Here is a 14523-nt window from a genome sequence, read left to right as displayed (position 1 = left end):
GCTACCGGCCCAGCCTGTGATGCCTGGCGCCGGTTCCAATAGACCAGGAGCGCATACGTGAGTGCTTTCGATTCCGACGATCTTCCTTCCAACCTGTCCGCCAACGAACATTTCAATGACGTGATGCAGCGCGTCGTCTCCCGCCGCAATGTGCTCAAGCGCGGCGTGGGCCTGTCCGCGATGCTGTTCCTCGGCGGCTCGCTGGCCGCCTGCTCGAGCGACGGTTCGCCCGCACCGGCACCGCAGCCCACGCCGGTACCGACACCGACCCCGGTACCGCGCCCCACGCTGGGCTTCACCGCCGTGCCGGCGGGCTCGGGCAGCAGCATCGTCGTCCCGTCAGGCTACGCCTACCAGGTGCTCGCACCATGGGGCAGCCCGTTGTTCGCCCATTCGCCAGCGTGGAAGGGCGATGCGTCCGAAAGCGGCGCCGACCAGGCGCTGCAGGTGGGCGACAACCACGACGGCATGCATTTCTTCCCGATGCATGACGCCGCTGGCCAGGAAAAGAGCGATGAAGGCCTGTTGGTGGTCAACCACGAGTACTGCAACTACGAATACCTGTTCAAGCCCGAAGCCGGCCAGAGCTATCCCAACGCCTGGACGCTGGACAAGGTGCGCAAGGCGCAGCACGCGCATGGGGTGTCGGTGATCCATGTCAAACGGATCGGCGGCCAGTGGCAGGTCCAGATCGGCTCCGCCTACAACCGCCGCATCACCGGCAACACCCCGATGACGCTGAGCGGGCCGGCGGCCGGCCATGCCCTGGTCAAGACTGCCGGCGACCCCAGCGGCACCAGCGTGCTCGGCACCCTGAACAACTGCGGCAACGGCTGGACGCTGTGGGGCACCTACCTGACCTGTGAAGAGAACTTCAACAGCTATTTCGGCACCACCGCCGGCACCGACAGCCGCACCGAGCCGATGAAGCGCTACGGACTCTCCGCCCGCGGCACCGGCTACCGCTGGGAAGAGCTGGACCAGCGCTTTGACTACGTGAAGGAGCCGAACGAGTCGAACCGCTTCGGCTGGATCGTGGAGATCGACCCGTGGGACGCCACCTCGACGCCGAAAAAGCGCACCGCGCTCGGCCGCTTCAAGCACGAGAACTGCGCGATGACGCTGGCCAAGGACGGCCGGGTGGTGGTGTACATGGGCGATGACCAGGCCAACGACTATGTCTACAAGTTCGTCTCGGACGCCGCCTACGACGCCGGCAACCCGGCGGCCAACCGCAACCTGCTCGACAGTGGCAGGCTGTTTGTCGCCAGGTTCACCGCGGGCGCGGTCACCGGCGACATGATGGGCGACGGCGAGTGGATCCTGCTGGACAAGGCCACCAACGCCACCCTGGCCACAAATGCGGCCTTTCCCGACCAGGCCACCGTGCTGATCCATGCGCGGCTCGCCGCCGATGCGGTCGGCGCCACCAAGATGGACCGGCCCGAATGGGTGACGGTGCACCCGACCACCGGCGAGGTCTACCTGACGCTGACCAACAACAGCGGCCGTACCGTCACCGACGAGGCCAATCCGCGTGCCGAGAACCGCTACGGCCAGATCATCCGTTGGCGCGAAGCCGGTGGCGACGCCGCCGGCACGCGCTTCGAATGGGATCTGTTCGTGCTTGCCGGCAACCCGGTCGCCTATCCGGACCGGACCGACCTGCGCTCGGGCTCAGCCAACATCAACGCCGAGAACACCTTCAACAGCCCGGACGGCCTGGCGTTCTCGCCGAACGGCCTGTTGTGGATCGAGACCGACGGCAGCAATGCCAATACCGACCGCTACCAAGGTCAGGGCAACAACCAGATGCTGGTGGCCGACCCGGCCAGCAAGGAGATCCGCCGCTTCCTGGTGGGCCCGGATGGCTGCGAGATCACCGGCATCACCTTCACCCCGGACATGCGGACGGTGTTCATCAACGTGCAGCACCCGGGCGAAGTCAGCGGACCCAACGCGCCCAAGCCGCCGGCGGGGCAATCGCTGGATGAATACCTGCTTGCCCAACCCACCGCATTCAGCAAGTGGCCGGAAGGCGCCCCCGGTATCGCCGGCGCCGGCGGCCGGCCGCGCTCTGCGACCGTGGCGATCTGGAAGGAAGACGGCGGCGTGGTCGGCATCTGATCCGACGCCATGGCGCAATCCGCCACCGGCCGGGCCCTACCCGGCCGGTGGCTTTTCGGCAGGCGCAGCGCAAGCGTCAGCTGGCGGCAAAGGGCTGCGCCGGCCGGGACCCGGCGCAGCCCGCCATCATCCGCGCGGGTCGGTCACCGTGATCGCCGGGCTCGCGGCACCGATGCCGATCAGCTGCGGCCGGTACATATCCTCGGCATAGCTCGGGGGCACCACGAAACGACCCGGGGTGACCACCCGCAGCAGGTAATATAGCGCCAGACGCGAGCCGTCGATCCGTGCGGCGGCGACGAAACGATCGTCGCGGAACTCGCGATGCTTGACGCGCTCGTCCTGCAGCGCCTCGCGCAACGGTCGGCCTTCCACCTGCAGCCGGTCCAGCCGCTCGCCGTCGCTCAGGTTGAGGTTCTCGATCTCCAGCCCGGCCGGGATCCGGTCGACGATCAGGCCATCCTCGATGCGCTGGCGCGCGCTCACCTGCAGACGCGCGATCAGCGTTTCACCCACCTTGAGCGCGCGGCCGTCGTACGGCTTGCCGTCGGCGAAGAACCAGCGGCGCTCCAGCTGGATCTCCTCGCCGCGCGGCTTGGGCAGCTCACGCAGATAGCCGCTCGCTTCGATCTCGGCAAACAGGGGGCCGCCATGCCGGTTCACCAGCTTCACGCCCTGCGCGAGCTGCGCCGCGTCCAGCGTCACGCTCTGGCTGTGCCTGCCCGAGAGCGTCCGCGCGCTGGCCCCGGTCTGCAACGTGGCCTGCCACTCGCCCTGTGCCTGCGTGCCGGCGGCGCGCGCCGCCAACAGCAGCGCCAGTCGTTCCTGCGTCGAGTAGTACGCCCCGCGTGTGCCTTTGAGCGTGTCGGCCAGCTCATACAGCATGTTCTCGCGCTGCGGGTGGGTGATGCCGTGGCGCACCAGCAAGGCGTAGGCAAGCGCCCGGTCACGCACCGCGCTGCCGTAGTCGCCCAGCCATTCCCCCCAGCCGCCGTCATAGGCTGCAGCGATGCCATAGGGGCGCCGGAACGCCAGCTCGAAGGCGGCGGCGGCGCGCTTCTGGTCGCCCATCAGCTTGAGCGCCAGCCCCAGTTGCACCAGTGCCAGCGGCGAGCGCGCCCGGGGCGCATATTTGTCGAACAGCACCCGCAAGGTCGCCAGCGGCGCCTTCTGGTCGCGCGCCAGCACGTAGCCCTGATGCGCCGCGGCGGCGAACCGCTGGTGATCCATGCGCAGCTGTTCGTACTCGCCGCCGTCGAGCGTCCCCTTGACCACGCCTGCTTCGCCCAGCTTGTCGGCGAGCCGCTTGCCATAGCCCGGAAAATCGGCCGGCGCCTGCTGCAGCTGCGTCAGCAACCAATCCTGCGTGCGCCGGTAGAGCATGTCCGGCACGGCAAAACCGGCTTCGCGCGCATCCTGGTAGAAGCCCGCCACATAGGCGGACAGCCAGGGCTCGCCGCTGCCGCCGCCACCGCCCCAGAGCGAATAGCCGCCGTCGCTTTGCTGCATGCCGGCGATGCGGGCGAGCGCGCCTTCGATGAAACGGGCGCGCTCCTCGCGGGTGCGCGGTGTGAGCCCGTAGGACCGGGCGGCCGCCTCGTCGACGAACAGGTGCGGATAGGCCGCGCTGGTGGTCTGCTCCAGGCAGCCGTAGGGGTAGTCGAGCAGGCCCTTGATCAGCGAGCGCACATTGAGCGGCGGCGTATTGGACACCGTGAGCGTGACCGCCGCCGAATCGGCGTGGTAACGCGCGATCACCTCGCCGCCGACCGCCTGCTCGGCCCCCGGATCAAGCTTGACCCGGGTGACATTGCGCTCCAGCGGCAACGGCGGCTGCACCTGCAACGCTGCGTCGCGCTTGATCAGCAGCGGCTTGCCGGCAACCCTGCCCGCCACCGAGAAATCGAGCCGCGCCAGCCCATAGGCATCGGTGGCATCGGCGGTGTAGCGCAGCGTGCGGCGCTCCTTGTCCTTGAGCGTGATCTTCTGCTCGCCCTCCCGGATGCGCACCGGCCTGCCGGCGCTGAGACGGACCGTGAAGGTCTGCGTGGCACCGGTCAGGTTGGTCACATCCAGCGCCAGCGTCGCCTGGTCGCCCGGCGAGATGAAGCGCGGCGTCGCCAGCTCGGCCACCACCGGCGCCGCCACGGTCAGCTCGGCCTCGGCATTGCCGTAGCGCGAGGCACTGGCGGCCACCGCCATCAGCCGCAGGGTGCCGTTGAAATCGGGGATATCCAGCATCACCGTGGCTTCACCCTTGGCGTCAAAGCGCACCGGGCCGCTGAAGAGATCGACCAGCTTGACCTTGCTCGGCCGCTCCTGGCTGCCGCGCATCGCACTGTCGCCCCCCCACTTGAGCTTGCCGGCATTGCCTTCCATCTTCTCGATCAGCTTGCCATAGAGGTCCGCCAGATCCTGCCCGTAGCGATGCTTGCCGAACAGGAAGTCGAACGGATCAGGGGTCTTGAAGCGGGTGATGTTGAGGATGCCCACATCCACCGCCGACAGCGTGACGAACGCCGTGCTGTCCGGCACATCCAGCTTGAGCTTTACCGGTACCCGGGTCTGCGGCCTGGCCTGGCGCGGTGCGGCCAGCGCCAGCCTGAACTTGCGCTCGGCACTGGCCAGCGGCAGATAGGCCAGCCCCAGCGCGCGCGCCGGCGTGACGCGATCCCCTTTGCTGCCCGGGCGGAACGCGACCACCGAAACGTACAGATCGTGCCGCTTCCAATCCGCCGCCACCGGGATGTCGACCTCGGTGCCCTTGGCCGATACCGACACGCGCTTGCGCCACAGCACCTTGTCGCCCTCGACCATCACCAGCGCCTCGCCGTCGTGCGGCGGCAGGATGGTCAACCTTACCTGGCCACCCGGCTTGGCCGGCACACCCGCCAGCTTCAGGTTCACCCGGTCGGGACGATTGCCCATCGCCTCTGCATCCTGCGCCCCCCAACCGGCATAGAAGCGATAGCGTGCGGCGAGGCGGGTGTCCGGGTCCTCCACTTCCAGCCGGTAGCGGCCCCATGTGACCGGCAGGGCCAATGCAGCGCGGCCCTTGAGCAGCACGGTGCCGCTGTACACCGGCTGGTCGGTTTCGGTGTAGCCCGAATGCCAGCCACGCTGATCGTCGTGGCGCCAGTAGAAGTCGCGGTCCTCGCGGATCAGGCGCACCTTGGCGGTCACCGGTGGCGCAGGCACGCCGGCCTGCGTCACCCGCACCAGCTCGAACGCGGCCTTGTCGTTCTCGCGCGCCACATCGCGATCGAACAGCGGCCGGATGCCGACCATGGCCTCGGCCGGCCACAGCGTGTGCTCGATCGAGCGCACCACCGGCCGGCCACCCGATTCGAGCAGGCTGAACGAGGCGCGCGCCAGCATCGGCGACTTGGCACCGGCGAGTTCGAGCGGCACGGTCACGCTGGCACGGCCGGCCTCGTCCAGCGCCACCTCCTCCAGCTCGCGGCGCTGCTTGCGCTCGTCGTCGGCGAAATCGCCAAACAGGAAGCCGGGCCATTGCCGCGGCAGCGCCTGCGGCAGGCGCTCGGCGAATACAGTGCCGAGCAGCCGGTTGCCCGAAGCCGGCGAGCCGAACAGGTAGGCGCCCTGCACCGCCACATCGAACCCGCCGAGCGCGCCAGCCGCCGGCACCGCGGCCTGCAGCGCCAGCTTCATCCGCTCGGGCAGGAACTCCTCGACCTGCAGCTTCAGCACGGTGTCGGCCGACTTGGCCGCCGGATCGGCCCGCAGTTCGAGCAGCCAGGTGCCGGTCTGTGCATCGGCAGGCAGCGCCAGCTGCCGCTGGTAGTAGCCGGGCAGTTTGGAGTCGGGCTGCCAGGTGGCGCTTTGCACCGTCTGGCCGTCCGGGCGCTTGAGGGTGGCAGTGAGCGGCAGCGCCGGCAGTGGGCGACCATCGGTATCGCGCGCCAGGACCGAGACAAAGAAGCGCTCGCCGGGGCGATACAGATCGCGGCCACTGTAGGCGAACAGCTTGGCATTGCGCGGCAGATGGCCGCCGATATCGTATTCGGACAGATCCAGCCCCGGCTCGAACAGCGCCAGCGTGGCCAGCTGTTCGCCCTTGCGCGCCACCAGCGCCCGCGCGCTGTCCGGCACATCGGCGAGCACGGCGTGTCCTTCACCGTCACCGCTCGCGTGGGCCAGTACCTTGCCGTGCGTGTCCAGCAGCTCGAATGACACGCCCGACAGCGCCTCGCCGTGCTTGAGCGAGGTGGCAAAGGCATCGATCTGCCTGTGACCGCGGTGCACGTGCAGGCCGATATCGGTGACATAGAAATAAGTCACCTGGTATTCGTAGCCGAAGCGGCCCGGCTGGCTCATCACCGCCACATAGATGCCGGGCGCCTGCAGCTCCTTGATGTTTTCCACCGGCAGAAAGGAAACGTTGCGGCGATGCGGGCGCGGATCGGTCAGGAAGCGGCCCAGATAGACGCTCTGGGTGATGCGCTTGAGGTTCTGCAGGGTCCAGCCGCTGACCGCCCCCGACAAGGTGAGCTGCGACCCGTCACCCCCTTCACCCTCCCCGTCCTCCTGCTCGCCGCCGGACCGGTCGGCACGGCGCGGCGCCACCACCTGCGCCAGAAACCGCGGGATATGCTGCGGCGCCACCCGCAGGAACTGCACGTCCACCTCGGGCACGTTGACGGTCACCACCGGCAGGCCGCCGTTCTGGCTGGCCGGCAACACCACACCGCGGCTGGCGAAGTAATACGCCGGCGGCATCGCATCGAGCGCCACTTCGCACCGGTGGCCCTGGTCGATGCGCGCATGGTCGTCCGATCGCAGACCCGGCTTGAGCGAGATGGCATAGCGCCGCTTGGCGGTGGAGGCGAAATAGGCGGTGCGTGCCTCGTCGTCCAGCACCCACTCGCCGCTGACCGCCTTGGGCTTCTGCACCGGCGCCGACGCCGCCTTGTCTTCGGGCAGCACGCCCAGGTCGGTCACCTGGAACAACTGGTCGAGCGCCTGTTTGCGCAGCAACGGGCGCGAGAAGCTGATCGCCAGCGCCGGCGCATCGTCCCAATAACCCGCCTTGCAGCCCAGCACCGCGAATTCGCTGTCGGGCAAGGCTGGCGGCAGGCCGGCATTGGCCGGCCCGGCGCCGCTGCGCTGTCCCCACCACCAGCCGCCGATCGCTGCAGCGACCAGCAGGACCAACAGCGCCCCCAACCCCAATTTGCGTGCATTGCGCTGCAGTATCCATGTTTTCATAGCGGCCCCTGTGCTGCGGATGAACGGCTCGATGCTGCGGCAGCATTACCGATGCGCCGGCATTTGTAAATATTCAGAAAGCCTGTATCCCTGCTGAGATTGTGCATACAGCAGTCGATGCGCCTGTGACCGCGCCGACCTTGCGCCGGCTGAGGCGAGCAGCCTGGTAATGCACGATGACGGAGATACGCGGCGCCGGGGGCTGGAATGGCCAGGAAGGGGCAGGCAAGCGCTGCCTGGCAGAACGAAACGGGATGGGAATGTATGCCGCGTGGCCCGGGGCGACCCGTGCGGCAGCCCGGATGAGCACCGCACGGGCCACCGGGGCGTGACCGCCCCGACCCGCTTACTTGCGCATGTACTGGTTGAGCTGGGTGATCAGCTCCCCGTCCATGTCATGGGCGTGCTCCCAGATCATGATGCCGCCCAGTTGCTTTTCCTTCATGAAGTCGGCCTTGTAGCGCAGCCCTTCGGCATCCTCGTAGGTGATGAAGGTATCGCCGTTGAACAGATACGGCGCCTTGGCCACATCGTCCCAGTAGCGCACGTAGCCATTCTTGTCGATGAAGTCGCGCTTCAGGTCCACCCAGGTGACACCGTCCGGGAAGGCCGCGCTGGTGAACTTCTGGTACAACCCGTTGTTGGTCGGGGTGACACCGCGCCAGGCCCGGCCATAGAACGCCACGCCCATCAGCAGCTTCTCCGGCGGCACGCCCAGATTCAGGTAGGCCTGCATCGCCTGCGACACACTGCGCCCGCCCCCGGCGGCAGGATCGGCCGGATTGGGGTAGAGATTGGCATGGTGGCCGGTGTTGGGGCTCCAACCGCCGTACATGTCGTAGGCCATCACCTTGAGGAAATCCACCGCCTTGGCGACCCGCGGGATGTCATTGGCCTGGAAGAACCAGTTGGCCACCGGCACCGCGGTCGAGAGCGCATAGCTTTGCTTGGTCTCGGCCGAGAGCTGGTTGAGCGCCGCCTTCATTTCCTCAAGCAGCAGCGGGTAGTTCTCCCGGTCCTCCGGCCGCACCTTGATCTCGCTGCCCCCCCACGGCGGACCGACCGGGTATTCCCAATCGATGTCCACGCCCGAGAGCTTGCGCTCGCGCACCACCGCCAGCACGTTCTCGATGAACTTGGCGCGCGATTCCTTGGTGAGTGCCATGTCCGAGAAGCCGTCCGCACCCCAGCCGCCGATCGAGAAGTTGATCTTCAGGTAGGGATACTTGGCCTGCAGCTTGGCGACTTCATCCCACATGTTGCTGAACGGCGCGATGGTGCCGGTGCCGTCGGAGGTGGGCTGCGGTTCCAGTTCGCGGATATAGACCTCGGTTCCGTTGCGGATCAGGCCAAATGCGATATTGAGCCGGCTGATCCGATCGCCCTTGATATCCTCGGCGCGCCAGTACACCCCCTTGTCCATGTCAGCACGGGTGGAACCGAGCGGCCAGGTGCGCACATAGGACACCAGTTCCCCCGCCAGCGGCACCGGAGTGGGAACCGGCGTCGGGGTGGGGGTGGGTGTCGGCCTGACTGTGTTATCCCCATCCGAACCGCAGGCCGCCAGCACGGCGGCAAGCACGATGGGCGTGACATATTTCAACATCGATCGACTCCTTTCTCAGTGTGATGCTCCGTTGTTGTGATCGTGCAGCGCAGCCGATGCTTGCGCCCGGCTGCGCGCCGCACCGGCTACCCGAGCTGGCGCACCGGCGCGACGCGCCCAGCATAGGAGAATCCATGTACCGCAAAGCACGACTGGGCAATCACAGACAAGCCGGACAGCCAATACGACAAACCGGGCCGCGCAGCATGCATCGGGCATGTGCGCTATGGCAGGGCAGGCAAAGATCGGGACGGGGGCGCAGGCGGCATCGGAACCCACCGGGGCTGGCACCCGGGCTTGGGCACGCCCTGCCCTTGCACCCTACGGCATGCCGCAATCGCCGTTGCTTATACGACATGCACGCCACAGGTCATGGCGGGACGCCTAGCGGTGGCACTAGGGGGGCGGGGTGGAATCCGTTCAGGGCCCGGCCGGCCGCGCAACTAAGGCCGCATGCCGGCAATGCCGGCAATGCCGCGCAGCATGCGTGCATGCGTGCATGCGTGCATGCGTGCATGCGTGCATGCGTCACGCCATGAAGGCACAGCGGCGAGCCCCCTCACCGGGAAGGCGATTGGCGCATCGTCAACGAGCAGCCGATCACCGTGACGATCCGTTCAGCCCCGATGGGATCGCTCACGGCCGGCGCTGCAGGCAATGGGCCTTGGGCGAGGCGTGCAGTTGCTGCTGCAGCGCATGGAGCGGGGCGTAGCTGCTGGTCTTGATCCCACGCCCGGCGATCTGGCGCTGCAACGCACCTTGCCGCCACACCGCAAAATCGCTCAAGCGCAGTGGCAGATCGGCGATGGCGTGCCGGGTCTCGGCGCTGTCCGTACCAGGATGGATGGCCAGCGCATGTACGCCAGGCGGCAACTGGGCCAGCAATGTCTCGTAGCCGCGATACGGCACGCCGTGCTGACGCTGCGGCGGGTCGTACAGCATGGAGAAGGTATCGGGTGTGGCTAGGCCGGCGGCCTGAGGCTTGCGATTCACTTCCAACTGCTGCGCCAGTGGCAGGAACCCGCTTTGCATCAGCACCGGGATGCCGGTCTCCTCGCCCAGCGACACATAGATCTCAAACAGCGTGCGGTCAGCAGCCCAGAACATCATGTGCGCATCCAGATGGCTGATCTGCAGCCCGGCAGCGCGTACCTTGGCGATCTGCGCCCGCAACTCGCGCCTGACCTCATCGGGTTTGGCGTGCTTGGCCACCTCACGGGTCGTGGCCCACAACCGGCCCTGCGGGTTGTACAGCGAAGGCACCTCCGCCGCCGGCAGCACGCCCCCCCAGGGCAGCGCCTGCTGCCATTCGTTGGTCAAGGTCAGGTGCACACCGACCTTCAGCCCACGCGCAGTGGCCTCACGTGCCGCCCCGGCAAAATTCGGGGCCGGTGCCATCACGGAAAGATCCTGGATCAGTGCCTCATCCAGCAGCTCGAATGCCGCCTTGTCCAGATCGCGATGCATGCCGACATCGTCGGGGTTGACGATCAGCACCGTATCGTTGGCGGAAAACCCCAGGCACTCGGCCAACGGGGTGGCGTGGACGGCACCACACAGCAACATCCCCAGCCCGACGAGCTTTAGGCGCAGATCAAAGTGCATGGCAACCCGTTGTCATTGAATGGCAGGCGGGACCATAGCACCTTTTTTACAGAGACACATTTTCGTAAGTTATCTGTGAAACAGGCGCGGAGCGCTTTCCGATATGCGGCGTTACAGCACGTGCGCGGGGCGCTTTGAAACACGGCTTGTCTGCCTGCCTCCCCGCCACTCGTCGTCAACATGCTTACAAATGCACCAGCCACTTTGCCGATAAATATACTGCCTCGCACAAATTGTCATTTTTCACACTCCAGTGCCCTCATTACTTTTCAAATCGCTGCAATAGCTTACAGCGCGCCACTGGGCGGTCTGCCGTGCCGCGTGGCAGATCCGCCACCATGCCGACCCGCCAGACCGCCTCGCCACCGAACGCGCCTTCCTGCCCGCCGCACTGGAACTGCAGGAATCCCCACCCCACCCCGCCGCCCGCCTCACCCTCTGGCTGTTGCTCGCCTTCCTTACCCTCACCGTACTGTGGGCCTGCCTGGGCAAGATCGACATCGTCGCTGTCGCACCAGGAAAGCTCGTGGTCTCCAACCAGAGCAAGGTGGTGCAACCGCTGGAGCCAGGTGTCATCACCGCCATCCATGTGCGCGATGGCCAGCACGTCCGGGCCGGGCAACTGCTGATCGAGCTGGACGCCACCCTCGCCCGTGCCGACGCCAGCAAACACCACAGCGCCTGGCTGGATGCGCGGCTGGACCAGCGCAAGGCCCAGGCCCTGCTGGCCGCGCTGGCAGCCGGCGCCCCGCCCATCCTGGCCGATGATCCCCAACTGCACCGCCACCCGGACTACGCCGTCCGGCGCACCGCCAAGCAGGCGGAAATGCACAGCAGCTGGCAGGAACTGCAAGCCAGGCTCGCCACCCTGGATGCCGCCACCACCCAGAAACAGGCCGAATACGCCGCCACCCAGGCCCAGGTGCGCAAGCTGGAGCAGACGCTGCCGCTGATGCAGCAGCGCGAGGCCGATTTCAAAGACCTGGCGGCGAAGAACTTCATCTCCAAGCACGGCTACCTGGACAAGGAACAGGCCCGCATCGAAACCGAGCAGGACCTGGCCAGCCAGCGCAACACGCTGAAGCAGTTGGACGCCGCCATCCTGGCCAACCGCCAGCAGCGCGAAGCCACCCGGGCCGAATTCCGCCGGGCCCAGCACGATGCGCTGGCGCGGGTGAGCGAACAGGCGCATGCCTACGGGCAGGACGTGATCAAAGCCGAACGGCTGCAACGGCAGACGCGGCTGACCGCGCCGGTGGATGGTGTGGTGCAGCAGCTGGCGGTGCATACCGTGGGTGGGGTGGTGACCGAAGCACAGCCGCTGCTGGTGGTGGTGCCGCACACCGACCAGGTGGAAGCCGAGGTGGTGCTGGAAAACAAGGACATCGGCTTCGTCAACGCCGGGCAGCTCGCCGCGGTGAAGGTGGAGACCTTCAACTACACCCGCTACGGGCTGCTCGACGGCCAGGTGGCCACTGTCACCCGCGATGCGATCCCGGACGAGAAGCTGGGGCTGATCTACCAGGCACGGGTGAAGCTGGCGCGGCGCACGATGAACATCGACGGCAAGACCCTGCCATTGGCGCCGGGCATGGCGGTGACGGCGGAGATCAAGACCGGGCAGCGGCGGGTGATCGAGTATTTCCTGAGCCCGTTGATCCAGCATGCGACTGAGAGTGTGCGGGAGCGTTGACCATGATACGGATACGCAATGCCCAGCCTTCCGATATCCCACAGCTGCTGGAAATCGGAGGCATGCTGCATGCGGAAACACGCTACCGCAGCTTGCCGTTGCAGCGCACCAAGGTCGAGGCGATGCTTGCCCGCTATCTGGCAGACCGCCGTGGCATCTACGCCATCCTGATTGCCGAGCAGGATGGCGTACCGGTGGGCTTTTTATTCGCCGTGGTCGAAACATACTGGTTCAGCGACGCCCGCGTGGCCAACAACATCGCCTGGTACGTGATACCCAAGGCACGCGGCAGTAGCGCCGCACCCAAGCTGCTCCTCGCATTCCGCCGCTGGGCGATGAACCGGGGAGCGGCCGAGATCAAGATCGGGGTAAGCAGTGCCCACCTGACCGAGCGCACCGGCAGGATGCTGACCCGGATGGGATTCAACATGATCGGCGGCAACTACAGCGCCCAGCTGCCGCCACCGGATTCTCAAGGAGCAAATAATGAGTGAAGGCAAATCCAACCCAGATATGCAACAGATGCTGCAATACGCCCAGGCCGCGTTCGAGCGCATGCCCACCCTGGGCCCGGTCGCCTGGCTGTTCGGCCGGGACGAGCAGAAAAAGTATTTGACGCTGGCCGACCTGGACTGGGCGGTCCAGCCCCCGCTGATCCTCGACCAGTGCCGGCTGTTCATGAACGACAAGATGCCGTTCGCCTACGTAAGCTGGGCCTTTGTGTCGGACGAGGTGCATGCCCGGCTGCAGCAAGGCCAGACCCGGCTGGCGCCGCACGAGTGGAAAGGCGGTGGGCATGTGTGGCTGATCGATATCGTCATCCCGTTCGGGCAGGGCGACGCGGTGCTGGCTGATTTGAAGCAAAGCGCATTGGCCAACCAAGTGATCCACGCCTGGATCAACGAACAAGCCGTGGAACTGTGAGGCAGCCATGAAACGTGTACTGATCCTGATCTGCAGCGCACTGCTGCTCACCGCTTGCGCCACCGCACCGCAACCCAAGCCCGCCACACCCGAGCAAACCGCCCAGGCGTTGCGAATTGAAGCGAATCCGGAAAAAGCGGTGATCTATTTCTACCGCGCCGGCTGAATGGGGGGCGACATCAGCACCGGCTTTTACGTCGATGGCATGCGTCGCGCGGTTGGCTCGGCCGGCTATTTCAGTCGGGTTGAAGTGGAACCCGGTCTGCGCAAGCTCGATTACACCGAAATGTCGACCATTGCCCCGCTGGAAACACCAGTAAAGACCGAGGAAGTCCGGCTCGATAAAGGCAAGGTGTATTTCATCGAGGAGCGCTGGAAGTTCGCGCAGGGGTTTTATTGGCAACAGGCCAGCAGGGCTGATGCCAATTCATTGTTTTCCGGGCTAACAATACGAGTGGATTGAATACTTGTATCAGCACCGATTGATCAGGCATGCAATGTTGGCGCATGGCTGCATGTAGATAGAATGAAAAATGTAATCAGCGTGGCAAGTTTTTTTAGCTGAATAGAAGTGGGGTCGGGTCTGTGTGTGCTCAGCTGTACTGGCACGCCTATCATTTGTTACTGCGCTGAAAGTCTCAGCGAGGCCAAAGGAAGCCTTTCTATTCATTGGTTGCTGACTGATTACATCTTTAATTCAAGATTATCTAAAATGAGATCGTGCTTATGTCGAAGTGTGACGATTATGACTAATTTGAGCTTGCTGGAGAGATGGTATGGGATGGGCTAAAAAGCTATACCTGTGGCTGATACCAAGAAGCGTATTTGTTGGGTTGTTGTTTTCTGGGGCATATTTGATGGGGTATTTCTTCCTTGCGAAGGAACCTCCGAGAATAATTGGGGAAGAGCATCGAGAAATAGGGGTTTTGAGTTGTGGATCACCGCAAGGAAAAAGTCGCGAACGAATTTACCAATTTAGGGGACAAGCTTACTTTGATCGGTATTGGGCTGCTTTTGGCGCGTATGCTCGTTGTGATCCATGGAAAGTTGGCGGGCAATTTGAAGTGCTGTGGGTGTGGATCGGAGATGGGGAAGGGCGAGTTAGATATATCGTGCAAGCAAAAAATATAAAGACTGGTGAATTTGTAGAAAGAAAAAATTTTCAGTTATGGCAACTTAAGCGAGCCGCCGATAATCATTTTTATATTTTTTTGATTGCTCGTATCTTTGCAGTTTATGCAATTTTTGTTATGGGTTTTTGTTTGATTTTTGGGGTGACTAAGCGTGAAATTCTTTGATTTGTTTCGATAGATGTTTCGACGCTGGAGTCCGTTGTTGA

Annotated in this window: 10 protein-coding genes; 7 read left to right on the top strand and 3 right to left on the bottom strand. The window is 64.9% G+C overall.

The window, feature by feature from the left end; translation table 11 throughout:
• Nucleotides 1-57 precede the first annotated feature (57 nt).
• Nucleotides 58-2127 carry a PhoX family protein gene (locus N8I74_RS07475; RefSeq protein ID WP_263126251.1) on the top strand — a complete coding sequence of 690 codons (2070 nt, stop codon included), beginning with the start codon at nucleotides 58-60 and terminating at the stop codon, nucleotides 2125-2127.
• Nucleotides 2128-2253: 126 nt separating this feature from the next.
• Here the strand turns inward: N8I74_RS07475 and N8I74_RS07470 are convergent, their stop codons facing one another.
• From N8I74_RS07470 to N8I74_RS07460, 3 genes are all read right to left on the bottom strand, one after another.
• Nucleotides 2254-7356 carry an alpha-2-macroglobulin family protein gene (locus tag N8I74_RS07470; protein ID WP_263126250.1) on the bottom strand — a complete coding sequence of 1701 codons (5103 nt, stop codon included), beginning with the start codon at nucleotides 7354-7356 and terminating at the stop codon, nucleotides 2254-2256.
• A gap of 346 nt (nucleotides 7357-7702) precedes the next feature.
• Nucleotides 7703-8962 carry a glycoside hydrolase family 18 protein gene (locus N8I74_RS07465; protein WP_263126249.1) on the bottom strand — a complete coding sequence of 420 codons (1260 nt, stop codon included), beginning with the start codon at nucleotides 8960-8962 and terminating at the stop codon, nucleotides 7703-7705.
• Between the two features lie 636 nt (nucleotides 8963-9598).
• Nucleotides 9599-10567 (bottom strand): polysaccharide deacetylase family protein, encoded by a 969-nt coding sequence (locus N8I74_RS07460; RefSeq protein ID WP_263126247.1) that lies wholly within the window; start codon nucleotides 10565-10567, stop codon nucleotides 9599-9601.
• A gap of 328 nt (nucleotides 10568-10895) precedes the next feature.
• Here N8I74_RS07460 and N8I74_RS07455 point away from each other — a divergent pair, with 328 nt between their 5' ends.
• The 6 genes from N8I74_RS07455 (at nucleotide 10896) to N8I74_RS07430 (ending at nucleotide 14482) form a co-directional block, all read left to right on the top strand.
• Nucleotides 10896-12260, top strand: a complete 1365-nt coding sequence (locus tag N8I74_RS07455; RefSeq protein ID WP_308445890.1) for an HlyD family type I secretion periplasmic adaptor subunit — start codon at nucleotides 10896-10898, stop codon at nucleotides 12258-12260.
• Between the two features lie 2 nt (nucleotides 12261-12262).
• Complete coding sequence (locus N8I74_RS07450) at nucleotides 12263-12754, top strand: GNAT family N-acetyltransferase (protein ID WP_263126246.1); 492 nt, start codon at nucleotides 12263-12265, stop codon at nucleotides 12752-12754.
• A complete protein-coding gene (locus N8I74_RS07445) occupies nucleotides 12747-13184 on the top strand; it encodes a toxin-activating lysine-acyltransferase (protein ID WP_263126245.1) in 438 nt (145 codons plus the stop codon). The genes N8I74_RS07450 and N8I74_RS07445 overlap by 8 nt, the downstream gene beginning before the upstream one ends.
• Before the next feature lie 7 nt (nucleotides 13185-13191).
• The gene (locus N8I74_RS07440) at nucleotides 13192-13350 is read left to right on the top strand and encodes a hypothetical protein (RefSeq protein ID WP_263126244.1); all 159 of its coding nucleotides are present in this window, start codon (nucleotides 13192-13194) and stop codon (nucleotides 13348-13350) included.
• Nucleotides 13351-13647, top strand: coding sequence for a hypothetical protein (locus N8I74_RS07435; protein WP_263126243.1), 297 nt, complete (start codon nucleotides 13351-13353; stop codon nucleotides 13645-13647).
• Nucleotides 13648-13960: 313 nt separating this feature from the next.
• Nucleotides 13961-14482, top strand: a complete 522-nt coding sequence (locus N8I74_RS07430; RefSeq protein WP_263126242.1) for a hypothetical protein — start codon at nucleotides 13961-13963, stop codon at nucleotides 14480-14482.
• Nucleotides 14483-14523 lie beyond the last annotated feature (41 nt).

This window comes from Chitiniphilus purpureus (assembly GCF_025642115.1).
GTDB lineage: Bacteria > Pseudomonadota > Gammaproteobacteria > Burkholderiales > Chitinibacteraceae > Chitiniphilus > Chitiniphilus purpureus.
Note: the sequence above shows the minus strand (reverse complement) of the source record. Positions and strands in the feature narration are given on the sequence as shown.